Below are 24,339 nucleotides of genomic sequence, written 5' to 3'. Positions count from 1 at the left end.
GAGGCGAACTGGGTGGCGACTTAGGACGGGATGAGATTCATAAAGTCAAAGTCAAATTATCTCCCCTCTTCGATAAAGAGCGTCTGCTGGAATTTTACCAGACCCTTCATAGAGACAAGGTGCCAACGACGGTCAATAATTCTTTAAGGGCACTGCTTAAAGGCAATGAAGAAAGCAATCTGAATGATGACCTGGGTGACTAACAGCATTCCCGATTCCCGATTCCCGATTCCCGATTCCCGACTCCCGACTCCCTATTCCCTCCCCACACATAACCTCTTCGCCACATGGAAACCAACCAGATAAGCTGTCATCTGAGTGCTAATCCGGGGCAAAGGCACAGAAGAAAGGTCAGCCACATAGACATTAGCTGACCCGTATACTTTCCCAGTATCTATTGCATTGTCAAGTCCTTTATCAATCGCCTTGCCGAATAGGCATCCCCCCGACAAGTGCTGCTCGGACAGTAAAAACCTACGACTGTAAACATCAACATACTCCTCAATCTGGTTCTCCTGGTAAGGCATCTTAGTTACCAGTCGCAAAAACCACTTAACTAACCAATGTGGCTGTTCTCCCAAACCGTTCAACAGTGCCATGTGCTTGGCAATCTCACTGTTAGCTACCACTTTATCCTGATTGAAATGGGATTGTTCCTCTTCTCCAAAGAAATCTAATTCAATCCGAGAGTCGTCCCTTGAATAGCAACCCTCTTTAGCAGCATTAAACTTAATCGCTGCAGTAATCAAGCTTGGGTCATCATGCCATCGTTTCCTTTGAAGTAAGTTATAAAGTCCCCATAACAGGTTAATGATGAAATTGACTGCCTGAAGAAACACCCTAATCACGTTCTTGATGATATTAAACAACCAAGGTAACCTGATCACGAACCTCTTGATTGAGTTTGGTAATAGGAACGCCAGATAAAGGTGGGCAATCATAAACCACAGCCTCTCAAAATTACCGGAAAAGAAATCGAAGCAGCAAACCGTTTCCTGTCCCGGTTGTTCTGGTTCTGGTTGCCATACTGTTGTCCCAAACACAGGGATGTACACATCCCGAGGGGTAACATCAATGCTCTTGTCCACGACATAGAGACCCAGGGGCATGACAATATGGTCATTAACATGCTGCCCGATCTGATCGTTTCCCAATTCCTCGCGGTGAGACCAGAGCAGCCGTGGCGTGGCACCCCCTGCGCACATAATCACCTTTCCACCATCCCTATCCAGAGACAAGTGCTCCGTCATCCCCGTGTCCAGGTACTTAACATGCACCCCCACGCACCGTGGTTTTTGCCCTTGATCCTTAGAAAACTCAAGTCTCTCAACCCTACACCTAGTCTTGATCTCCACGCCCTGGCCAAACCAATCGACAATGGATACTCCGCTGTGGGTTCGCTGCCCAAATGAGTTGAACTGGGTTGGAAAAAGGTGCAACAGGCCGGTATCGGTGACCTCCAAATTAGGAATATTGTCAATAGCGTCTGTGCTCACCACAAAACCAACCTTCTCAGCTGCCTGGAGTACTTGTTTAGTCACAGGTGAGGGATCGGTTACCGGGTTTGGTCTAGCAAACTTCTGATTCAACTCTGCCTTCAGGCTGTCCCAATAGGCTTCATCTTGACCAATATGTGTCGCGAGCCACTCCGACGACTCATGCATCATGGTATAGTTAATCGAGCCGCCACCACCCATAGTGCAGGCCCGCCCGGATATAATCGGAATACCCTTGGGGGTCAGGGCATTGTGCAGCTTGAATACCTTTTCCTCTGCGTAGGACTTAGTCCAGTTGTTCTGGTGGGTAATGTCGCTGGTAGTGAAGAAATCATCCCCCTCCTCCAGCACTAACACCCGCTCCCGGATAGACCTGTCATTACCAGCTTCTAGGTAATAGCTCAGAAACCCACAGGCTCCATTACCAGAGCCAACCACGATCGTATCGTACATCATCGCAATGGTTTTTTAAGCAAATTATTTTATTGTATCTCTTTCTCGGGAGTCGGGAATCGGGAGTCGGGAGTCGGGAGTCGGGAGTCGGGAGTCGGGAGCAGGGGAAGTGTGGGGAAATGGGGAGATAGCCAGATGAAATTGATGTTTAATCGTGTGAGTGCTAAGAATTGGTATAACCTTAAACCTTAAACCTTAAACCTTAAACCTTAAACCTTCAACCTTCAACCTTCAACCACCCAACCTTCAACGGCCATGGCATCATAGCGACGCTCAAACTCAGCTTGAGTCAGCCTGTCACCGTTTTCCAGAGGAGGAATTGTTGGATTGAGTGCGTACGCATTTCGAGTCATAGTTTTTATAGCAGTTCTCAATTGGGTTAGGTACTGCGTCGGGGGATGTTAGGGAACAGGGAACAGGGAATAGGGAAAGAGAGGGGGGAGTGTGGGAAGTCTGGGAAGTGTAGCAAGTGTGGGGAGATGGGCAGATGAGGAGATGGGGAGATAGCTAGATGAAATTGATCTGTAGTCGTAATTTCCAGCAATTGATAACTATGATATAGCCTTTTCCATACTTATGAGGTGCATTCTACATAGTTACCCCGACTCCCGAGTCGGGAGTCGGGAGTAGCACTGCATCGCTATTCCTTATTCCCTAACATCCACAACTTGTTTACCTCATAAGGTAAACAAGATTTTTTCCCTCTTGCCTCTTGCCTTCCCCTCCTGGGAGGGGTTAGGGGTGGGTTCCTCTTGCCTTCCCCTCCTGGGAGGGGTTAGGGGTGGGTTCCTCTTGCCTGCTCCCTACTCCCTACTCCCTACTCCCTGCTCCCTTATCAGTAAAAAGGATTGATCAAGACTTCTGAACCGCTGCCATTAACCGCTGATTGTTAATCTCAGAAAAGAGTTCTTCGTAACGGTTGAGAGCTTGATCGAAGGAATAATATTGAAGAGCATGTTGTCTACTTCTGTTGCCCAGTAATGTAACTCTTGCCGGATCCTTATACAACTCTAGGATTGTTGCTGCTAGAGTTTCTGGATCCTCTGGGGGAACAACGATGCCACCGCCGCTTTTTTTGATAGCTCTGGCAGCGGTACCATTAGCAGGAACAGAAGCTAGGATGGGGCGACCACTAGCTAGCAGTACTTGGATTTTGGAGGGCATATTGAAAGAAATTACATTGTGCTTTTGTATGACCAAGCCCACATCCGCTGCTCCTAGCATTTCCGGTAGTTTTTCCCGAGGTTGAAATGGTATCAGCTTAACATTATTGGCTTCCCAAGTCTTACAGCACTGCTTTAGTCGCCCTAAGGCTTTCTGTTCTCCGACGATCACAATCACAATATCTCGAACGTGACGCACCCTAGATGCTGCCTTAATCAGAGTTTCTAAACCTTGAGTGAGGGCAATATTACCGGAGTAGAGTATAACGAACTTACCATTAAGGTGATGGGCAGTGCGAAAGGAGTTGTTTTCTTTTGGTAAGGGACGGATGAAATTAACATCAACCCAATTGGGAATCTTGACAATTTTAGAGCTTGGCACACCCTTGCTGCGCAGGTTATTGGCAAAGCCATCAGCAATAACACTGATTTTGGTGACTGTGCGGTAAGCAAACCTTTCTACAACCTCTAATGCACGGATTAGAGCTTGGTTGCTCAGTAAGCCTACTTTAATAGCAGCTTCTGGCAAAATGTCTTGGAGATTTAGAATTACTGGCGTTCGGTGTATCCACCCCAAAACCGCCGCTGGTAGGGAAACTAGCAGTGGTGGACTAGTTAAAATAATGATATCAGGGCGAGGAGAACTCAGAGCCTTGAGGAAGCTGCTAGCAACAAAGCTGGCCTCTAGCAATAATCGGTCGATCAAATTGGGTTTCGGGCGAATCCGCACATAACAGCGATCTACAATCACACCGTTGATGTGTTCGGTAAGATACAATTTCCCTCGATATCCCTCATAAATTTGACGTTGAGGATAGTTGGGCATGGCAGTAATGACCCGAACATCATGGCCTCTTTTGACCAACCCTTCTGCTAGTTCAGTCATCAATGGGGCAATCCCAATTGGCTCTGGATGATAGTTGTAAGAATATATTAGGATTCGCATAATCTGTAGTAGATGTTGCCAGCCGGGTGTAGACTCACCAAATTTGTGTATTGATGATTTATTGGCTTTAGCACTGAGAACTCACGACCATTGTCAAGTCAGGTTGGTGGTGCAAAATGCCCAATCAGGGATTTTAACCCTATAACTATTTATTCGGCTTCAATTCCATATTTTACGCCTGAATGACAGTTTTTGTAACAAAATTTAACATAAACTCCCTTGACCAAAATATCATTATTGTGCATTACTAAAGCGTCTTGAAGAGCTACAGCAAGAATCTTTATGCCAATTCTGATTATGGCTGCAACTAATAAATCCTCCCTTTTGGTAATTAGTAATTGGTAATTAGTAATTGGTAATTAGTAATTGGTAATTAGCGTCTGATTACCGAGCTATAACTAGTTTTTGAAATTAACTGATAATTGGATTTACCAATACTTCTATTAATATCGAAAAAATCACTGTTTTTTCATGGGTGCAATCCCGCTAATTTCAAGAAATAATTTTTTTTATTTCAGAATTTTTACGGATGGCAAAGGAAGTAATATCAAGTCAGGTTGAATACCCATAATTAGAGGGAGGGTGGGGAGATGGGGAGATGGGAGATGGGGAGATGGGGAAATGGGGAGATGGGGAGATGGGGAGATGGGGAGATGGGGAGATGGGGAGATGGGGAGATGGGGAGATTTTTATTAAGGGTAATTATCCCGACATGATATAAATATGTTCATTAAAATTCATTATGCAATCGACAAAGTAGATTTACAAAAAATAAGTAATCTCCTTTCCAAGCTGCGTCGAATTGTATAGCGTTGTTCATAGCTATGAGGTACACATAATTTTTTAACTATTCCGAGATCCGCTGTTCCCTGCTCCCTACTCCCTATTCCCTACTCCCTATTCCCTACTCCCTATTCCCTACTCCCTATTCCCTATTCCCTATTCCCCATTTTGCAGAGTATTGACTACAATTTTCTAGGATGGCTTTGGCAGGTGTTTCAGCTTTGGACTTCGTCTACAAAGCAGCGAGTACACCTTGGCAGAATGTTGTGACCAGTTGCTCAACACCAGAAGGAGGTAGTGGTTTTAGGCCGAGAGTGGGATATTGTTACCAAAAATTCTGGGTTTAAAGCCCCGTCCTTCTAGGACGGCTTTTAGTTGACACTTATCTAGCGCCAGGGTATAATTAAAACATGAGTACAGGCTGAAAAACCGTAGGCTGAGCCGGGAGAGAGACCCGTAACTTATCGACCTAGAAGAAGTAATGCTCGGAGGGTAGGGAAAGTCCTCCTTAAAAACCCAATCATCAATTAACCGTTGGTGTGTGAACCCAGCAAAAATCACGCTTTAAGATAACACGGTACGGTGGGGCACACCGGAACCCGACGAAAAGGAAGAGAAACGGACTTTTTAAGGCACTTCCTATTAAGTAGTCAAACGCCTAAGGAGAATTGCCCGCTGGGTCTGTTGTGAGCTGACTAGAAACTTGGTCTTGACGGGTTTTTGGTTTAGATATTGTCTAATTTTTGGCGGAGTCAAAGATTGGAACACAACGGTTTAAGGTGACTCGTTGATCTAGGAATCCCCGCGCCTTTCGGGCTTTGCCCGACGCTACGCGAACAGGCCGGGGAGTGTCAATGGTCACGTATTTGACGAAGCCATGGGGCACTTGGGAAATCTTTGTTAGGTGCGCTTTCCCCATTAAGAATTAAATTCGCCACGGGTCGCACCTGTAGATAGCTCTGGTAAGGTTTCCCCTAGATAGTCTCGCTAAGTAAGCAGCATACATCATTCAAGGAGAAAACGATGACCATGTCTCGTGTAAAGACAATTTTAGCGACCATGTTACTCAGCATATTATTGCTGGTAACATCCTGCGCTCAAAAAGCCCCCTCTCGTTTTGACCAGGCACAACAGGCCAGCAGCCAGGCTAGAAGTGGTCAGGCTGTTGCCAAGAATGCCACTCAAGGGTCTCAATTCAACAAGTTTTTCCCACCATCAGGGGGCGGTTATCAACGAGTCTATACCCAGGAGAAAAAAGGCTTTGCTCAAGCCAAGTTGAAGAAAAATGGCACTGAGGTGGCAGTGCTCTCAATTTCTGATACCAGCAGCACTCCTACCACTGCTGCCAAATATCAGCAAAGTGGTCAAACCATTGCTGGTTATCCAGCCCGGGAAATTGGTTCAACTCAAACCGCTATTTTGGTCGGTAAGCGCTACCAGGTAAAGATCCAATCCCGAAATCCGTCGTTTACTGCTAGCGATCGCAAAGCCTGGTTAGCAAAATTTAACCTGAGTGGTCTTTCCCGACTTAAGTAAATAAAATGCTACAAGGAAAAAGGTGAATGGGGAATAACCATCCTCAATCACAAGAATCACAAGAATTACAAGTAAGTAGGTCATTAGTCATCAGTCATTAGTTATCAGTAACTACCATCAGTAGCTACGATCAGACTCGGTGTTGGTCACTCAGGACTAATAACCAAGGACTAATAACCAAAGACTAATGACTCGAAGGTATCAGATTGTAAAGGAGTCTGAGTGTGAGCAAACCAATTTATGAAATCGTTGATGATCTGCCAACGAAGAATATGACCATCTCGGCGCTGAAGTCTCTAGACTTTGTTGTGCCTGGAGAGTGGGAAAATTTAGTGGGATTTGAAAATACCATTCGTGGGATCACTGGTGAAGAAGACGAAGAGGTAATTCAGGAAATTGGCGATCGCGCCGTCTATCTGTTCAATGACCGCTCCCAGGGCTACCAACGAGCGCTGTGGATTTACCAAACAATTGATAGCACTGGTACGGCGTTGGGGGCAGCAGCTTTAGCGAACAAGGTTGGTGAAAAAATTCCCTTGTTGGGTTTCTTGAACAGCTTGACTCCGAAAGCTGACAAAGCCCAAACCATTGATCTGTCGATCAAAGTGGTAGGGGAATTGATCGGCTTTTGCCAAATTAATGGTCTGCCTGGAGATAGCATTGGTGACTTTGTGGCTGCCTTAGGTGACTATGGTGGCGCATCTATAATGCGTATGGCAGCGCTGGTTTGTTTTGATGGCCTGATTCCCCTTGGTCCTGACTTTATCATGGGAGTACAGTCAACTCTAGAGCGTCTAACTCCCAACGAGTTGGAAGACAGTGGGAGTTTCAAAGGGATCCAGGATGCGATTCCTGGGGATGATTCCCAGAGCAAGCTCAGCTTTATTGGTGAAAGCTTTGAATCGGTGAAAGGATGGATGAGTGATTTCGTTACTGACCGAGGTGTGACCCCAGAACAAATCGCTAATAACTTGCAAAGTTTTATTGAGTTTTCTGATGACAAGTTAGACTATCTGGCCGCTTTTCTGGATATGTCTACTAACTATTACGAACACACTGGCATTCAAAGTCTGGCGCGTAGCTTAATTGAACGCGCCGCAGCGGAAATCTAGCACCATTTACGCATTAGTAGACAATTACGTTGGTCAGACAGACGTTGGTAGGAAACTTCGTCTGTCAGCTGATTCATAAACATCAACCCTCTACCTCCTTCTTTTTCTAAAGGGTCATACTCCTCTTGGTAGAGGGATTCCAGCTTGGATTGGAAATCAAAAGGCTGTCCATAGTCCCAAAGCCGCATTTCTAATCCATCAGTAAATAACTTTAGCTCCAGCTCTATTACTGTAGTTTTAGGTAAATGTCGATGAGCATGGCGTACTACATTAGTAAAGCCTTCCACCAAAGCAATTTGACACTGCTGCCAAAATTGCTGAGGCAGTAGGTCAGAAGTGAATTCCTCAAACCACTGTAATACATCTTTGACTTCACTCAAGTCTGTTTGGACCATTAGACGAGATTCTCGAAGCGGTTTGCCATTGCACATTAACCGACTGAGTTTCCAGGTTTTATTAATAAGCACCACTATTTTGTAAGATAAAAACAACAATGACTCTTCTGCAACACGGAGGTTACGATGATCATGTCGATGCAGATCGGTCTAGTGGGAACCACTATATTAGCCTAAATTGATCGAATTTGATGGTACTTTTAAAAATTCTGGTGTTTACACGGTCTATGGCATTACACTTGGCGGCAGTTGTCGGGAACTTCGGACAAGGTAACTTCGGATCAGCGGACAAGAATTGAGAAAGACAGCATCAGAAAAATACTTTGGCAAGAGGTCTATTGTGATAGTTTCTTAAAAAATAGTTTTCGATTCTAAGGTAAGCTAGGCTGGCATCTGATCAATTGCCATCACCTTCGCCACTAGGGGCGAAGGTGATTGGTCCAAACTCATCTAACCATAAAACTACATTCCATCTTTACGAACCACCACCAGGATAGTTTTGAAGATCAGTCTGATATCATGGGCTAAGCTCCAGTGATGTTGGTATTTTAAGTCCATTTCAATGATATCCTCAAAACTACGGATTTTTGAGCGTCCATTCACCTGCCACTCACCAGTGATACCCGGTTTTACGTTTAAACGTTGCCACTCCGGCACTTCATAGATTTCTACTTCATTGAGTGTTGGTGGTCTTGTACCTACTAAACTCATCTCCCCTTTCAGAACATTCCAGAACTGAGGCAGTTCATCCAAGCTGGTTTTCCGTAAAAAATGGCCCACTCTGGTGATTCTGGGGTCATTCTCATTCTTAAAAACTTTGCCATCAGCTTGATTGTTAACTTTCTCTTTTAGCTGTTCAGCGTTAGCACACATGGAGCGAAATTTCCAGATCCGAAACCGCTTTCCCATCCAACCACAACGGATTTGACCAAAAAAAATCGGACCAGGGCTATCTAGCTTAATCGCAAGGGCAATGGGAATAAACAAAATAGCAGTAATTCCCAAACCCAAGATTGCACCCACAATATCGATTAATCGCTTCACCGGAGATCTAACGGAGGGATGGGTTGTTGGTAAGTGATTTACTGATTTGTTGGTGCTTAGTGTGGTAATATTCTCTGATGGTTCTATAGCTAACCTTTGGTCTAGTCCTGTTATGACCAATACAGACATGACTTGGGGAGTGACATTTTTAAGCAACGTTTTAACCCCTTGCTCTAGGGCACTTTTGTGATTACTCACTAATGCACCGATACCACTGCTATCGATAAAATTAGTCTGGTGAAAATCAAATATGATTGTTTCAGGCAGAGGTATTTTTTGGAGAAGCTGCTGGAATAGTTGCTTAAACTCCACAGCTTCTAGTACACTGACACGAGTGGGTAATTCCACCACGGGAGTATCTTGTGAGAACACTACCTGGAAATTGTTGCTATTGACTGAATCAACCATCATAGAAAAAAAACCGCTAGATTCTAACCTATAGTATTGACCATTATTTTGTCCTAGAACCCTACGATTCTGCAAAAATTTAGTCATATATCATGAAATCTTTTAAAATGTGAATATGCTCTGTGGGAATCAAGCAACTGCCCGCCTGATCGAAGTTTTTTCTGCGATTCAAGGAGAAGGGCTAAATGTTGGCACTCGTCAGATCTTTATCCGGTTTGCCCTATGTGATCTAAGATGTCATTTCTGTGACAGTTTCCATACCTGGGCTGTCCCTCCTCAATGCCAGGTGGAACATACTCCCGGTAAGCGTGATTTTGAAACTTATCCAAATCCAGTCCCCTTGCGATCGCTACTGAAATGGGTTGACAGACAAAATAAACATCGATTGCACGATAGCATTAGCTTGACTGGGGGTGAACCTTTACTTCATACTCCTTTTCTGGTGGAATTTCTGCCTGAGCTACGACAGTTAACTGGATTGCCCATTTACCTAGAAACTGGCGGTCATCGTCCTCAAGAGATGGCAATGGTTTTGCCCTATTTGGACTCAGTGGGTATGGATATCAAGTTGCCCAGTGTGAGTGGAGAGAACAGATGGGCTGCTCACAAGGAATTTCTCAAGCTGTGCCACAATTCATCAGTGGAGGTATTTATCAAGTTAATTATTGATTGCCACACTGACCCCACGGAGTTGGAACAATCTGCCGATTTGGTAGCAGCGGTTAGCCCGGAAATTCCAGTATTTCTGCAACCAGTGACTCCGGTGGAGGGGTCTGGGCAACCAATAGTTGCTCCTACTCCGGAGCAGGTTCTGGCTTGGCAGGCTTTAATGAAGCTTTTTCTTAAGCAGGTACGGGTGCTCCCTCAGACCCATAAAATGATCGGTCAGCTTTAGGGGTTTGTTGAAGGTTATTTGGTTAAAGGTTATTTGGTTAAAGGTTATTTGGTTAAAGGTTATTTGGTTGAAGGTTATTTGGTTGAAAATTCTTTGGTTGAAGGTTATTTGGTTGAAGGTTATTTGGTTGAAGGTTGTTCGCCTTTGGGGTTCCCTTTGGGTAGGTTGTTTGTCAGAATGCAGAATGTAGAATGAAGAATGCAGAATGTAGAATTCTAAATTCTTAATTCTTAATTCTTAATTCTAAAATGTTGTTCGCCTTTGGCGTTCCCTTTGGGTAGGTTATTTGGGTTGAAGGTTATTTGGTTGAAGGTGAACAAACAACAGTTAACAATCAACAGTTAACCATCAACCATCAACCATCAACCATCAACCAACAGTTAAGTCTTGCCTAGACATCACACTACATTGTTGTGCCTTCTCGCTTGGCTTGGGCTTGGGCTTTGGCTTTAGCAGCACTGCGTTTGAGAGCAGAGAGCCGGTCTTCGTATCTGCGCCGTAGACGACGACTAGGGGTAATTTCAATTAAGGTTTTCAAGGCACTGCCTAGACTCTTGTAGGCATTGGGTAGGGTATAGCCGAAGCGAGTGGCAAGTGCGATCGCTTTTTCGTCAGCTTCGATGGCATATTTGAGGTTTTTCTCCCCATTGTTTTTTTGATACAGTCGCCAACCTGAGACTCCGCATAGGGCTAAGGCCAACAGCAGCAGTAAGCCATCTTGTACCCACAGTTCCCCGACAGCACCCCCTAAACCAATGGCTAGGGCTGCCATTTCCCAGCCTTCTTTAGGAATTGTGTCATTTTGAATCCGGGCAACTTCATGCCAAAACAGGAGGTTACGCTGGTCAAGGGCGAGCTGCTCCCATTTAGTTAGGTCAATTTGAATTTCCACCTCGTCTGAACCCAGTTCTTCACAACGAACCAAGGGGGGATTGACTTCTGTGGACCCTTCCACCATCACCCAGCTTTGTAGCTCTGGTGGTAGTAACGTTTTTAGTCGTCGGAGTTCACTCATTTCTGCTCTAGCAGAAGAGGCTGCATAGGATGTCATTCATATCCTCCTAGAAAAAACTTTTTCAAATTGAGATGTGTTTGACCGGACACTATCTACCGATTCGATTTACCCAAGTTTAAGATGTTGTGTACTCGACGAGAGTGAACTTCGAGGAACCCAATCATCAGTAGTACGTCAAACTAATCCCGTCAGCCGTCAGCCGTCAGCCGTCAGGTTATTTTATTCAAAAGTACCGATCTAGTAGCGTGGCACAGGCTTCTAGCCTGTGACCCATTAGCTGATAGCTGATAGCTGATAGCTGATAGCTGATAGCTGATAGCTGATAGCTGATAGCTGATAGCTGATAGCTGATAGCTTACCTAATCCCTAAGGGTACTACTGGGCACTAAGCGCGATCGCATGGTCTTGCGTTTCTGTATTTAAATTTATAGTAGCGTTTCAGGGCTAGCAGCTCAAAAACCCGATTAACCCATCATAAATTCTCCCCATTAGCCGATCACCCTATCTTCAGATTCCTATAAAATTTTAGCTACCCTGTATCAGTCAATTTCCGGAATATATTGCAGCTGATCTGGAATAATTTTCAGCAAATCCTCTAATCATCCTGATATTCGGATATGACCAAGCCTTCCCAAAATCCTCCCCCTGAACCAAAGGGAAATCAAAGCCGGAGTGCTGTAGCCACTGTACTGCAATGGGGAAAACGCCCCTCTACTATTACCTTTGCCATGATCTCCCTGACCATTGGTCTGGTGGGATATTTTGGGGTCAGGATGTGGCTATACCAAAACTTACCTGGCTGGATTGAAACTGAACTGAGTAAGGTTATCCAGCGAGATGTACGGGTTGGACAACTGAAAGCCCTATACCTGACTAGCCTAGAGTTGGGAGCATCCTCTATCCCAGCTACCACCACTGACCCTGACCATGTGGCTATCAAAAAGATCAAAGTAGGTTTTAATCCCTTGCCTTTGCTTCTAAAACGCCCTTTGCCTGTCACCATTAACTTGGTACATGTGGATGTGTATGCCCAACAAGAGGCGAATGGGGAATGGATTAATTTAAAAGACTTGAATTTCGATAATTCCTTCTCTCCTCCGATTGATTTTGATGCTAAGGTGCGGGTTTGGAATGGTAAAATTGCCCTCTTACCCTATGGTCAGACTAATCCATTCAAAGTCAGACTTGATGCTACTGCTGGGTTATCCGACAACAATAAGCGTCTCAGGTATAACATCACAACGGCTATTGCTGAGGGTAAGACCAAACTGAAGGGAAACACATTGCTGACAACTGGGCAAACTCAAGCTAGGGTCAACGTCCAAAACTTGGCATTGGCGGAGCTGATGCCATTAATCAAAGCGGTTATTCCCAATATCCCAGCTAATCTCCAATCTGGTGAATTAGATGCCAAACTCAATATTTCCCTGCCTTCGGTGAAGGAAATCCCTGATGTTAAGGGTAAGGCGGAATTTAAAGGGATTCAGGTGCAAGTCAACCCGTTGAAGGAACCGGTGAAGGCTAGCGCTAGACTGCGCTTCCAGGGAGACCTGGTGCGCTTGGAAAAAACTCAGGGGAGTTATGGCGCACTTGAGGCGTTGGTATCTGGTGAAGTTGGTTGGAAAAAAGGGTTTGACCTGAATGTTGAGGTCACGCCCTTTAGCTTGGCGAAACTGCTGAAAACTGTTCCGGTGAAATCCCCAGTGCCAGTAGATGGGGAAATGGCAGCAGACTTATCGATTACCGGTCCGATTGACATGCCAGAGGTCACTGGCAAACTAAGGAATACTAAAGTGACCACTATCGACAAGGTTAAGTTGGCTCAGATTCAGGCTGACTTCGCTGGGAATTTTTCCCAAGTGGTCTTGACGGATTTCTTAGTAAGACCTGAGGCCGGTGGGAAAATTACTGGGCGTGGTCAAGTAAGACTGGCTAGTGACCAGCAAGGGGAAACTAAACCTCAGGGAATGCCCCTAGCGTTCGATTTTATCGCTGCCCTTCCGGTGGATGCGATTGCATCTCCCTATAAGCTGCCATCTCAGATTACCCTGGGCAAGCTTAACGCCCAAGCTACCATTAGAGGAAACACTCAAAACCCCCAAGGGAGTCTAATTTGGGAAGCACCAGCCCTATCCACTTCATCTTCAAAGGATATCGGGGTTTCTGGTGCTGGAGAACTCCTGTTGCTCAATCAGAATATTTTGCTGCGTAACACCCAGGTCAAGGTCGGTAAAGGGACAATCACTGCTACGGGTACAGGAAACCTTAAAACCAGTAAGTGGGAAGCTACTGTAGTGGCTAACGCTGTGCCTCTAGACCCCTTCTTACCCCTGTCGGGACAGTTGACCCAAGGAAAAATCAACCTCTCTGGTAGTCTCAAATCCTTTTCTCCTAAATCTATTGAGGCAACCGGAGATATGCAGGTGGGGGTAGAAGGGGGTAAGGTTAAGGCTACAGGTCAGGTAAATCGAGGCATGGTGGAATTGGAGGCCAGAGCCTCTAAAATTCAACTGAATAAGGTAGTGCCCAAGTTGGGTTTACCGATTGGTTTAGATTCTGGCAAAATCAACCTTTCTGGTTCCCTGGAGTCTCTGCTCTCCTCTAGCTCAACTCCCAACCTCAATAGCCTGATGAATACTATCGATGGCAATTTTAATGGGTTGCTCGGGGTGGGTGGGGGTAAGGTGAATGCGACAGGTCAGTTAAATTCAGGGAATCTGGATGTTAATGCATTAGCTGGTCAAATTAAGCTCAATCCCTTAGTTCCCAAGTTGACCATACCAGTAGCGTTACAGTCAGGTCAACTTAATCTTTCCGTAACCCTGGCATCTCTGCTAGCCTCTGTCTTGAATCAGGACTTCAACAGCCTCAATACTATTAAGGCCAATTTTCAGGGAAACTTAGGGGTGGCTGATGGTCAAGTTAATGCCAAAGGCCAGTTAAATTCAGGAAATCTAGATGTCAATGCATTAGCTGGTCAAATTAAGCTCAATCCCTTAGTTCCTAATTTGACCATACCAGTAGCGCTACAGTCAGGTCAGCTTAATCTTTCCGGAAGCCTGGCATCTCTGCTCGCTTCTGGCTTGAATCAGGACTTCAACAGCCTCAATACTATTAAGGCCAATTTTCAGGGAAACTTAGGGGTGGCTGATGGTCAAGTTAAGGCGAAAGGCCAGTTAAATTCAGGAAATCTAGATGTTAATGCATTAGCTGGTCAAATTAACTTGAGTAATAGTATTCCTAATCTAACTCTACCGATAGCTCTCAAGTCAGGTAACGCTAAGCTTTCTAGTTCTTTAGAGTCTCTACTGGCTTTCGGCTCATCATTTAACCTCGACCTACTCAAGCCAATTCAGGCTAGCTTTGATGGAAACCTAGGTGTAGGTGGTGGTGACGTTAATGCTATCGGTCAGTTAAGCTCTGGGGTGCTGACTGCGGATGCGATCGCAAACAGCCTGGATGTAGGGGAAATCGCATCCCAAATGGCGTTGGCTAACTTTCCAAGCTCTATCGACACCCAAATCGGGGGGAAAGTTAAGTTAAAGAGCCGACTTAACACCCTAGACCCCCCAACTCTACTGAATCAGACTGACCTACAAGCAGACCTTAACGGAGTAATAGCCCAAGGCAAACTTAACCTAAATAGCACCCTCAGCAACGGTCTATGGCAAGCTGCCATCAATACTACTAATCTTGATTCCTCCTTACTGGTTAGTCAGTTATTACCGCAGCTGGGTAACCAAAAACTAGAGCTAGGACCGCTGAACAGTCAACTGAATTTATCCGGAAACCTCAATCCCTTGCTCAATCCTGGTGCTATTGCTACCATCAAAGCAAATACTTTATCGCTACAGTTGCCAAAACACTCATTTAATGCTAAAGGAGTAATCCTACTGTCCCATCTCACCAAAACTAATCCTAGTCAGATGCCATGGGAGATGGGCACTGATCTAAACCTAGAGGTTGATTCTGATCTCAGTAGATTACCCTATAACCTGCTATTGAGTCGGTTACCTTTGGAGCAAATTTCCCCAGGGTATCAAATTCAGGTCAACGGTCAAGCTGACTTGAACGGTCGCATCCAAGGAAAAAATTTACTCTCAGCCCCCTTTCTACCCGGAAATGTCAATCTGACCGGGAATCTACAGCTATCGAATTTGAAGGTTAACGACTTAACCTTTGAGCCAGTGTTAGCTGGGCCAGTAACCGTTGCGCCAGGACAAGAATTAGCCATAGATTTACGAGGAAAGAAAGATGCGATCGCAACTCGCCTCCAACCCTGTACTAGAGAAGACTGTCTTGCTCCCTACCTGCCCGCATCCTTTACACTCCAACAGGGAAAAGGGTCAAAATTCCCGATTCTGATCACAGGAGTACGCCGGGGAGATAACTTAAGGGCTCAGATCAAGAATTTATCCCTAGCTATCCTTAATCTCACTCCTGGTTTAAGCTACGGTATTCCCGGTAGATTAGAAGGTGACGTAACAGGGCAAGCAAACCTGAATCTTTTCACCCTAGAAACTTCTGGTCGTAATACTATCGACATTAAGCAACTTGCTGTAGGAGAAATCAACGCTAAACAAGTTAGTGCTAACTTCTCCTATCAAGATGACATTGCCCAGATCGCATCAGCTGCTTTAATCTTGGGTAACAGTCGATATTTATTCAAAAATGGTCGATTTAATCTCAAGTCTCAAGAAATAAACGGCAAGCTTACTATTCCAGAAGCCTATATTGAAGACATCCTGACTATTGTCAAACGTGTTGATATTATCGACATCGTCCAAAGATTCCAAACTACTAATTCCTCTACTACTAATTCCTCTAGTGATAACATTGGTAACAATAAATCTGGCAAAGCTGACCAATTACGACCATTCCCTACTATACCAGCAGGCTCCCTAGCTACTCTCCTACAACGGTTTGCTAAAATTAATGCCCAAGACGACGCTGTCGCTAACCAATTCGATCCTAATACACTCCTCACTAATTTTGATATTCGAGGTAAGTATACTGGGGAAATTGCTGTTGCTGGTATCTTGACTAATCCTAAAGTCAATTTTAATGTCGAGGGCAACAACTGGCAGTGGTATGCTAATTCCCCCAATCAAGTTATTGTGATCAACCAATTGGTTGCTAAAGGAAGTTACGACCAAGGTCTAATTACTGTGCAGCCAGCCCGAATGGAATTGGGCGAAACAGTCTTAGCATTTCAAGGAAAGCTTGCCCAAGAAACCAACTCAGGAGACTTCCTCCTCCAGAATTTATCTCTAGAGACAGTTAGCAACTTAGCAAGCAATTTTGTTACTATTCCCTTTGAGATTGCAGGTAACTTAAATGCCAAAGGCGAGCTGGGGGGTAGTCTCACCAATCCCGAAGTTACCAATGGCCAAGTCGCTGTTGTAGATGGCACTGTCAATGATACCTCTCTAGATGATATTGAGGTGACTTTCGACTATGTTGATTCTCGTCTTGACTTTGATACCAATAAACCAGATTATTTACAACTGTCTGGTAACGTCCCCTTTCCCCCCAAACCCAATAGCGATCGCATCGATATCAACCTCAAGCTGGCCACTCCAGCTATGGCACTCCTGAGTGTAGTGACTCAAGAACAAGTGGAATGGGTGAATGGAGAGGATAGAAGCGCTGATATAGAACTGGATGTTAGTGGACGTTTGCAGTTAGCAGATAGTATCAAAATTAAAGACTTATCAGGAACATCTGAGGTTAATATCCAGAATGGCACTATCAAAACTAAGCTCCTAGAAGATGACTTCACCCTCAATGTTGTAGGCAAGGTTAAGTTAGATCAGCAACGCTTGGAAGTAGTAAACTATCCAGATAAAGAAGGTCAAAAAACTCTCGAAGGTGACCTAGCAGGGATTGGATTCTCCCTGTCTGGAAAATTGCCGATAGTGTCAAATAGGATAGCGTCGAATACAACAAATTACTCCAATCCCCTAACCCTGAAAATTCCTAAAGATAACCTAAAGTTAGCAGGGCTATATGAAGGGGGAGTAGCCGGTAATGTCGTGATTACTGGTTCAGCATTGCGTCCAGTTATTGGAGGAAACATTAACTTAGACAATGGGCAAGCTTTTATCCCCAAAATACAGGAAACCAAAACCAAAACAAGTGACGAAAAAACTGTTAAGAATAGGTCTAATCAGACTCCCTCATTAGTACGTAGTAGAATCAATAATCTGTTTGTGCCTAGGTTAAATAACTTTCAGGTAAATTTGGTAAATGAGTTAAGAGTCCAACAGTTTCCCCTATATGATTTTCGACTAGCTGGTGATTTAACCCTCAACGGTCCTATCAATGGCAATCTCCAAAACTTAAAAGGATTGGGAACAATTAAGCTAGGACGTGGGGAAGTTGATGTATTAGAAACCGAATTTGTTGCAGACAGGCGGTACAATAACACCATTGTATTTGTACCAGAACAGGGATTACTCAATCCCAATTTAGATCTTAAGTTTAACACCATAGCGTTTGAGCCTTCTGGTGCCTTACGTCAAAGACGGATTGATAACGAAATCCTTGAAAATGTCTTGCGTTCTTCTCGACCCGACCAAGTGAAGATAACCCTCGCCATCAAAGGTCAAACTAGTCAAATCCTTGCCCTAGGAGGAGAGAAAGATTATTGTGCTGATCAACAAATTGTTACTAGTGGACAAGATAGTGGACTAGATAAACTTGGTTCAAAAACAACCATCTTGTCTCGGCAACAATTCCAACAGCTTGCTGAATGTGTTTATGGCGAAGCTATAGCTAATAGTGAAGACAAAGCGTTTCTATTTTCTCCCATTGTAACCTTAACCAGTACTCCTCCCCGGAGTGAAAGTGGAATTATCGCTCTGCTCGGTAACAGTTTTGTTACCCAATTTGAAACTATCGCTAACAGCAACGAACGAGAAATAGCTGAGTTAGTGATTACTCAGTATGTTCTTCGACCAATTATCAAAGATATTTTATTTACTGTTGAAGAAAAAGTCAGTAATGTCGGGAGATCCATCGGTTTAGCTGATTTACAGGTTTACCCAACCTTCGATGCCGTTTATGATTTGGGCGAAACTTCCTCAGTTGAATTGAGTTACGACTACGTGTTTAATGAGGTACAAGTTAGATATAAATTGCAATTTTGATTAGCTAAGGGAGTAGGGAGTAGGGAGTAGGGAGTAGGGAGTAGGGAGTAGGGAGTAGGGAGTAGGGAGTAGGGAGTAGGGAGTAGGGAGTAGGGAGTAGGGAGTCGAAAGATATCTTAACCTTTCCTTCGACTACTATAACAATCAATTTCAGTTCTGAAATAGTCAGCTATTATCACTGTTTCCTGTTCCCTATTCCCTATTCCCTGTTCCCTGTTCCCTTTCCTATAACTATTTTTTCAAAATACTACAGATAAGTTCCCCTGGACCATTGTGTTGAAATAGTACAACAGTTCTGTCTTTCTTAACTCTAATACGATTGCGACAATTATATATTTCTATAGGAGTAGCAACGCCATTGACACTAACTGATGCTCGATATTCCCATAGATACTTAGCACTCCGCTTGATGCTAAGGATACAAATCCGGTTGTTATTCTTAGTGCGGCAGTAGGAGAAAGCAACAGCGGGAGGAGCAAAGGCAAAGGATAATGTTAGCAACAGCAATAAAGTAGTGATGTATTTTCTCATTTTTGAAAGTTGTTATCGGAGGGAGTAGGGAGTAGGGAACAGGGAACAGGGAGTAGGGAATCGGGAACAGGGAACAGGGAACAGGGAATAGGGAATAGGGGAAGTGTGGGGAGATGGGGAGATGGGGAGATGGGGAGTAGGGAGTAGGGGAGATGGGGAGAATTTTATTAAGTAGATGTAGGGTGGGCAGTGCAACAGACAGATTGATGTGCTTGCCATCGGGTTGCTAGGCACTGCCCACCAAGGATTAATCACAATAGAACACTTGTTGATCACCTCAAGAGGTCTTGTGTTGATCAGCTGAGCCTGTTAATAACCTACAACATCATAACCTTAAACCTACCCTACTCGAACGCCAAAGGCGAACAACCATCTAACCTTCAAGCAAATAACCTTCAACTTACTAACCTTCAAGCAAATAACCTTCAACTTACTAACCTTCAACTTACTAACCTTCAACTTACTAACCTTCAACTTACTAACCTTCAACTTACTAACCCCAAAAAAAGTAGCCGCAGAACTATGTTCCACGGCTAGGAATTGTTACTTATGTCTCAACTTTGTAAACCCATCCGGATGTGATCCGATGTGATTGGCCTTTGGCCAGGGAGGGAAACCCCCCCAAAATTTAAGCCCTTAACCCAGCATTAAATACTTTGTCATTACCGTGATGAATTGGCCAGGAATGTCAGTCGGTTGAAGGGGCTCCACTCGTAAATTTGGGCGTAACCCCGTGCATAAAGGGTATACATGGTGTTGTTTATTGCCTGGCGGGAGCCTTTCAAAATGTGCTTAATCTGGTATTTTTTTTGGAATGTTAATGATGAGAATTACTAGGATTAATCTCATCAAGATTGTTTTATGGTTTAGGGCGTAAGTTGTAGGACATAGTTAACAATTAGTTGTTATTTTATAAAAATAAACATAACTATTATAATTTCAATTGTCAAGAAGTTTTAGATGTTTTTTCGGATAAGGTATTGAAAGAAAATGTACGGTTATGTAATAAAAAAACAAAAAACAGGTAAAAGGTAACAGTAAAAATAGGAAAGATTAGTTAGCGATCGCGTAGCGTGACCTATGGTCAATCGCGTTTTTTTGGAGTATTTTTATCGATAGCAACGGAAATATTAAATCGATAAAGTAATAAATTGTGATAATTTTTGCTCCCGACTCCCGACTCCCGATTCCCGATTCCCGATTCCCGACTCCCTTTATTTTTTTGTTAGACTAAATCGAAATAGGGTTTCAAGCATCTACTAGTTAATGCTATATAATTAACTGGAGGCTAATCCTTGAGTAATTTAACGGGCTTGATTGAAATCTCAAGCTATCAGGACTTATTGCCCAGTGCCGATGTGGTGTTTGTTCACGGGCTGGGAGGGGATGCTTTAAGCACGTGGCATTTGGGAAAACTCAAAAATGATGCACATGATCATGAGACTGTTATATGAAACCTGTTCTACATCAAGGAAAACTGATAACCTGGAAAGACGATAGAGGCTTTGGTTTCATCAAACCCAATGATGGTGGTAAAGACGTTTTCTTACATATCAGTGCTTTGAAAGGAGCAAGTCGTCGCCCAAAGGTTGGAGATAGGATTTTATACGAGCAAGTTGCTGAACCCGATGGCAAAATACGCGCTGCCAGAGCCTCCATTCAAGGTGTTGCACCTCGACCTTTGCCAACTAAAAGAAAACCGAGGAAAAGAAGTTTACTCGAAACCGTTCTTGGTCTCGTAATTTTAGCTGCTATGGCACTGTTTACAATCGAGTTCAGTCCTAGTCGTTCTCCCTCACCAATCACATCGAGTCCCTCACCAATCACATCGAGTACGAAGCCAAGATGTATGATAAAAGGCAATATTTCCGTCACAACAGGCAAAAAGTTGTATCATCTTCCAGCCATGGAAGATTATGAATCGACAGTTATCGATCCATCCAAGGGAGAAAGGTGGTTTTGCACGGAGTCAGAAGCGATCGCAAATGGTTGGCGTAAAGCACCAAGGTAACCACAGCCGCCCAACACTCCGTAAAATAGAGATACATTAAGGAAGCGATGGATATGGCTCCAGTTTCTAATAGAAACACAGCTATAGTAATACGCACAGAATGGGGATTAACCATTGCCGGAACACGCATCACCCTCTACGATGTGATGGATTATGTCACGGCTCAGTATCCACCCAAGTTTATTGGCGATGTTCTTAACCTAAGTAAGGAACAAGTAAGCGCTGCGCTGTCATACATTGAAGACAATCGTAGCCAAGTCGAAGCAGAGTATGAAACTATTTTGCAGGAGGAACAGGAAAACCGACAGTATTGGGAAGAGCGGAATCGAGAACACTTTGCTCGCATTGCAACAATGCCCCCTAAACCCGGTCGAGAAGCGTTGTGGGCAAAACTCCAGGAACAGAAAGCAAGACACGCAGAGAAAGCATGATTTTCTTGATTAGACTTCGCGGCAGTTGTCGGGAACAGGGAACAGCGGATCTGGGAACAGTGGACAAGAATTGACGTAAATACTATCAGAAAAATACTTTTGCAAGAGGTCTAATCAATAGCAGTAGAGTGGGCATCCTGCCCGCTGCGCGAATCAATAGCAGTAGAGTGGGCAGGATGCCCGCCCGGAAATGAAACAGGCAAGATGCCCATGCCACCAACATGCCCATTCCACCCTATGGTCCGTAGTCAGCATTGCGCCTTACCAGAATTTCATGGAAAATCTAGCTGTAACATCTCCAGAGCAACTGATCAAATAGAATCAAAGAAATGACCATCAGGAAAATTAATAAATTTATTTGTGCTATTTTAGCAGCAGCTTTATGCTTCAGTTTAATCGCCTGTGGAGCACAGACCCCAAATGGGAGTCAATCCACAGCAGGTAAAGGAGTAAAGGTCCGTTCTGCATCCTCCGTTTCCACCTATGCCTTATTTGTTTCCGAAATCATCAATATTGGATTGGAAAAAGTTGGTTATAAACCTGCAGCAATAAAACAACTTAGTATTCCCCTGGCACACATTTCTGTCAGCAATGGAGACGTGGATTTCTACAGTGTTCATTGGGAAAAACTACACACCAAATTCTTTTTAGAAAACGGTGGTGACCAAAAATTAGAAAAGGTGGGGGTAATTATTGCTGATGGTTTGCAAAGCTATCAGATAGATAAAAAAACTGCTGAACAATACAAAATCAATAATTTGGAACAACTAAAAGACCCCAAGATTGCCAAACTTTTTGACTCTGATGGAGATGGCAAAGCCAACTTAACTGGTTGTAATCCAGGTTGGGGGTGTGAGTTGGTAATTGAACATCAGCTGGATGCTTACAAGTTGCGCGATACCGTTGAACATGACCAAGGCAACTATGATGTTCTCTTGGCAGCTACATTGGGTCGCTATAAACAAGGACAACCCATTTTATTTTATAGCTATATTCCCCACTGGTCAGTGACAGTATTAAAGCCAGGAGAAGATACCATTAGATTAGAGGTTCCTTTTCTTTCACTCCCTAAAGAACAGGAAAATATAACAGAAAAAGATACTACTGTTGACGGAAAAAATGTCGGTTTTGCTGTGGATAAAGTTCGGGTGATGGCAAACAAGAAATTTTTAGCAGCCAATCCAGCTGCCAAACGCCTGTTTGAGTTGATTACGGTTCCGATTGAGGATGTGAATGCTCAACAAAAACTGGTACAAGATGGTGAAAGTAGCCCAAAAGATATTCGCCGCCATGCCGAAGAATGGGTGAATAAAAACCAGGAACTCTTTGATAGTTGGGTAGAATCAGCAAAAAAGGCAGCCACGAATTAAAACTATCCTCAAAACACCGCTATATAATAGCGTTTATGATAGCTATCAGGTACACAAGATTTTTTCCCGATTCCCGATTCCCGATTCCCGATTCCCGATTCCCGATTCCCGATTCCCGATTCCCGATTCCCGATTCCCTACTCCCTACTCCCTACTCCCTACTCCCTACTCCCTAATTCATCAGTACCAAATTATCCCGATGAACCACAGTTTCTGCCCCCTTGTAACCCAAAATAGTCAGGATTTGTTCGGATTTATGCCCTCGAATCTTATGTAATTCATTACTGTTGTAGTTCACCAGTCCCCTAGCAATTTCCGTACCATTGCTATCACATAGCTCTACGGCATCTGATGAGCGAAAATCCCCCTCTATGGCAGTGATACCAGCCGCTAAGAGAGATTTGCCCCCATCATAAACTGCCTTGAGCGCTCCATTATCAAGATAAAGTTTCCCGGCTGGCACTAAACTGTAAGCAATCCAGTGTTTGCGGGCTTTATTGGTTTGAGTTTGGGGGGCAAACTGGGTGCCCAGGGATTCTCCCTGTAAAATTCTTTCAATGTTATCCGGACATCGTCCTTCAGTGATTACAGTTCTAACCCCAGCATTAGTAGCAATTCGGGCAGCAGCAACTTTGGTTACCATCCCACCAGTGCCCCAACCAGAGCCTGAGTCATCAGCTTGTACCTCTAGTTCAGTTAACTCCTCAATGCTGTTGACTGAAATAATCGGTTCAGCATCCGGTACCTTACGGGGGTCTGCTGAGTAAAGTCTATCCACATCAGTTAGTAAAAACAACCAATCCGATTCAATCAAACTAGCTACTAGGGCGCTAAGGGTATCGTTATCGCCAAATTTCAGTTCATCTACGGCTACAGTATCATTTTCATTCACCACTGGGATCACCCCCAGCTGGAGTAGTTCCCGAAAGGTAGCATAGGCATTAACATAGCAACTACGCTGTACAAAATCTCGGCGGCTGAGGAGAATCTGAGCAATGGGTTGGTTGAGGTTGTTAAATAAGTCATCATATATCCGCATCAGCCGTCCTTGACCAACCGCTGCGATCGCTTGTTTGAGAGGGAGTGTATTAGGTCGTGATGTTAACCCCAGTCGCCCACAGCCAATCCCCACAGCGCCAGAGGTAACCAGTACCACTTGATGACCTTCAGAACGCAGCCGAGTCAGGGTTTCCACTAGGGCAGCAATGGTAGATAGGGCCAACTGACCTGTTGCTGGTTGAGTTAAACTAGATGTGCCGACTTTGACAACTATCTTTTGATTGGTCATTGGTGATTAATCTGGTTTCTGTTGATCATACCTCCGAGGGGGAATCTATGTCAGGTGTAGTTTTCCTCTGGTACCACTGCCAAGTATGTGATCAAAATCACATACTTTGGTTGTGTAACCTACAACACATTCAGGTAAATATTGCTACGCTTTTGGGAATCATAGGAATAAGAAGTACTTGCTAGCAGCATTGATGAACTATACTGGTAAACTTGAGCTACTTTGTATAACGGATACACCCTACCACAACAGGGTAATTCAGTCATCTAATCACCTCTAACCAGTAACAATCCAGGTGAAATCCTTCGTGA

The 24,339-nt window shown here is 44.1% G+C and carries 22 protein-coding genes and 2 pseudogenes; 13 read left to right on the top strand and 11 right to left on the bottom strand.

What is annotated here, in order from left to right:
- Window positions 1-203: pseudogene (locus F6K57_RS19860) on the top strand (hypothetical protein); the annotation flags it as partial.
- On the top strand, window positions 184-306 hold the full coding sequence (locus tag F6K57_RS19855; protein WP_293070125.1) for a hypothetical protein: 123 nt from the start codon (window positions 184-186) through the stop codon (window positions 304-306). The pseudogene F6K57_RS19860 and the gene F6K57_RS19855, both read left to right, overlap by 20 nt.
- Here F6K57_RS19855 and F6K57_RS19850 read toward each other — a convergent pair.
- Both F6K57_RS19850 and F6K57_RS19845 read right to left on the bottom strand, forming a co-directional pair.
- Window positions 255-1,952, bottom strand: a complete 1,698-nt coding sequence (locus F6K57_RS19850; RefSeq protein WP_293070123.1) for a GMC family oxidoreductase N-terminal domain-containing protein — start codon at window positions 1,950-1,952, stop codon at window positions 255-257. The genes F6K57_RS19855 and F6K57_RS19850 overlap by 52 nt on opposite strands.
- A gap of 221 nt (window positions 1,953-2,173) precedes the next feature.
- A complete protein-coding gene (locus tag F6K57_RS19845) occupies window positions 2,174-2,302 on the bottom strand; it encodes a hypothetical protein (RefSeq protein ID WP_293070121.1) in 129 nt (42 codons plus the stop codon).
- A 352-nt stretch (window positions 2,303-2,654) separates the two neighbouring features.
- Here F6K57_RS19845 and F6K57_RS19840 point away from each other — a divergent pair, with 352 nt between their 5' ends.
- A complete protein-coding gene (locus F6K57_RS19840; protein WP_293070119.1) occupies window positions 2,655-2,801 on the top strand; it encodes a hypothetical protein in 147 nt (48 codons plus the stop codon).
- Here F6K57_RS19840 and F6K57_RS19835 read toward each other — a convergent pair whose 3' ends face one another.
- The gene (locus F6K57_RS19835; RefSeq protein WP_293039556.1) at window positions 2,802-4,058 is read right to left on the bottom strand and encodes a glycosyltransferase family 4 protein; all 1,257 of its coding nucleotides are present in this window, start codon (window positions 4,056-4,058) and stop codon (window positions 2,802-2,804) included.
- A 590-nt stretch (window positions 4,059-4,648) separates the two neighbouring features.
- Between F6K57_RS19835 and F6K57_RS19830 the strand changes: the two genes are divergently transcribed.
- From F6K57_RS19830 to F6K57_RS19820, 3 genes are all read left to right on the top strand, one after another.
- Window positions 4,649-4,774 (top strand): hypothetical protein, encoded by a 126-nt coding sequence (locus F6K57_RS19830; RefSeq protein ID WP_293025913.1) that lies wholly within the window; start codon window positions 4,649-4,651, stop codon window positions 4,772-4,774.
- Window positions 4,775-5,864: 1,090 nt separating this feature from the next.
- The gene (locus tag F6K57_RS19825) at window positions 5,865-6,377 is read left to right on the top strand and encodes a hypothetical protein (RefSeq protein ID WP_293025910.1); all 513 of its coding nucleotides are present in this window, start codon (window positions 5,865-5,867) and stop codon (window positions 6,375-6,377) included.
- Window positions 6,378-6,601: 224 nt separating this feature from the next.
- Entirely contained in the window at window positions 6,602-7,489 is an 888-nt protein-coding gene (locus tag F6K57_RS19820) for a hypothetical protein (protein WP_293025908.1), read from the top strand.
- Here the strand turns inward: F6K57_RS19820 and F6K57_RS19815 are convergent.
- Window positions 7,486-7,956, bottom strand: a complete 471-nt coding sequence (locus tag F6K57_RS19815) for an ATP-binding protein (RefSeq protein ID WP_364303572.1) — start codon at window positions 7,954-7,956, stop codon at window positions 7,486-7,488. The two genes, F6K57_RS19820 and F6K57_RS19815, sit on opposite strands and share 4 nt — an antisense overlap.
- 390 nt (window positions 7,957-8,346) lie before the next feature.
- Entirely contained in the window at window positions 8,347-9,336 is a 990-nt protein-coding gene (locus F6K57_RS19810) for a sugar transferase (RefSeq protein ID WP_293025914.1), read from the bottom strand.
- 115 nt (window positions 9,337-9,451) lie between these two features.
- On the opposite strand from F6K57_RS19810, the gene F6K57_RS19805 reads away from it, so the two are divergent.
- Window positions 9,452-10,231 (top strand): 7-carboxy-7-deazaguanine synthase QueE, encoded by a 780-nt coding sequence (locus tag F6K57_RS19805; protein WP_293070116.1) that lies wholly within the window; start codon window positions 9,452-9,454, stop codon window positions 10,229-10,231.
- A gap of 403 nt (window positions 10,232-10,634) precedes the next feature.
- On the opposite strand, the gene F6K57_RS19800 is transcribed toward F6K57_RS19805, so the two are convergent.
- Window positions 10,635-11,282, bottom strand: coding sequence for a DUF3318 domain-containing protein (locus tag F6K57_RS19800; protein ID WP_293025904.1), 648 nt, complete (start codon window positions 11,280-11,282; stop codon window positions 10,635-10,637).
- 581 nt (window positions 11,283-11,863) lie between these two features.
- Here F6K57_RS19800 and F6K57_RS19795 point away from each other — a divergent pair.
- Window positions 11,864-18,397 carry a translocation/assembly module TamB domain-containing protein gene (locus F6K57_RS19795; RefSeq protein ID WP_293070114.1) on the top strand — a complete coding sequence of 2,178 codons (6,534 nt, stop codon included), beginning with the start codon at window positions 11,864-11,866 and terminating at the stop codon, window positions 18,395-18,397.
- 4 nt (window positions 18,398-18,401) lie between these two features.
- On the opposite strand, the gene F6K57_RS19790 is transcribed toward F6K57_RS19795, so the two are convergent.
- The 4 genes and pseudogenes from F6K57_RS19790 to F6K57_RS19775 all read right to left on the bottom strand — a co-directional run bounded on the left by F6K57_RS19790 (window position 18,402) and on the right by F6K57_RS19775 (window position 19,772).
- The gene (locus F6K57_RS19790) at window positions 18,402-18,545 is read right to left on the bottom strand and encodes a hypothetical protein (protein WP_293070112.1); all 144 of its coding nucleotides are present in this window, start codon (window positions 18,543-18,545) and stop codon (window positions 18,402-18,404) included.
- 83 nt (window positions 18,546-18,628) lie between these two features.
- Window positions 18,629-18,928: a hypothetical protein gene (locus F6K57_RS19785; RefSeq protein WP_293025898.1), complete on the bottom strand. Its 300-nt coding sequence runs from the start codon at window positions 18,926-18,928 to the stop codon at window positions 18,629-18,631.
- Window positions 18,929-18,940: 12 nt separating this feature from the next.
- A complete protein-coding gene (locus F6K57_RS19780; RefSeq protein ID WP_293039561.1) occupies window positions 18,941-19,204 on the bottom strand; it encodes a hypothetical protein in 264 nt (87 codons plus the stop codon).
- A 360-nt stretch (window positions 19,205-19,564) separates the two neighbouring features.
- Window positions 19,565-19,772, bottom strand: a pseudogene (locus F6K57_RS19775) (hypothetical protein).
- 451 nt (window positions 19,773-20,223) lie between these two features.
- Here F6K57_RS19775 and F6K57_RS19770 point away from each other — a divergent pair.
- From F6K57_RS19770 to F6K57_RS19750, 5 genes are all read left to right on the top strand, one after another.
- Window positions 20,224-20,382, top strand: coding sequence for a hypothetical protein (locus F6K57_RS19770; protein WP_293070109.1), 159 nt, complete (start codon window positions 20,224-20,226; stop codon window positions 20,380-20,382).
- Window positions 20,379-20,939, top strand: coding sequence for a cold shock domain-containing protein (locus F6K57_RS19765; RefSeq protein ID WP_293070107.1), 561 nt, complete (start codon window positions 20,379-20,381; stop codon window positions 20,937-20,939). The genes F6K57_RS19770 and F6K57_RS19765 overlap by 4 nt, the downstream gene beginning before the upstream one ends.
- A gap of 53 nt (window positions 20,940-20,992) precedes the next feature.
- Window positions 20,993-21,370: a DUF433 domain-containing protein gene (locus F6K57_RS19760; protein WP_293039564.1), complete on the top strand. Its 378-nt coding sequence runs from the start codon at window positions 20,993-20,995 to the stop codon at window positions 21,368-21,370.
- Window positions 21,371-21,699: 329 nt separating this feature from the next.
- A complete protein-coding gene (gene proX, locus F6K57_RS19755; protein ID WP_293070105.1) occupies window positions 21,700-22,740 on the top strand; it encodes a glycine betaine/L-proline ABC transporter substrate-binding protein ProX in 1,041 nt (346 codons plus the stop codon).
- A gap of 35 nt (window positions 22,741-22,775) precedes the next feature.
- Window positions 22,776-22,916, top strand: a complete 141-nt coding sequence (locus F6K57_RS19750) for a hypothetical protein (protein ID WP_293070103.1) — start codon at window positions 22,776-22,778, stop codon at window positions 22,914-22,916.
- On the opposite strand, the gene proB is transcribed toward F6K57_RS19750, so the two are convergent.
- On the bottom strand, window positions 22,913-24,028 hold the full coding sequence (proB, locus tag F6K57_RS19745; protein WP_293070101.1) for a glutamate 5-kinase: 1,116 nt from the start codon (window positions 24,026-24,028) through the stop codon (window positions 22,913-22,915). The two genes, F6K57_RS19750 and proB, sit on opposite strands and share 4 nt — an antisense overlap.
- Window positions 24,029-24,339: the final 311 nt, after the last annotated feature.

The organism is Moorena sp. SIO4A5 (assembly GCF_010672005.1).
Taxonomy (GTDB): Bacteria; Cyanobacteriota; Cyanobacteriia; order Cyanobacteriales; family Coleofasciculaceae; genus Moorena.
Note: the sequence above shows the minus strand (reverse complement) of the source record. Positions and strands in the feature narration are given on the sequence as shown.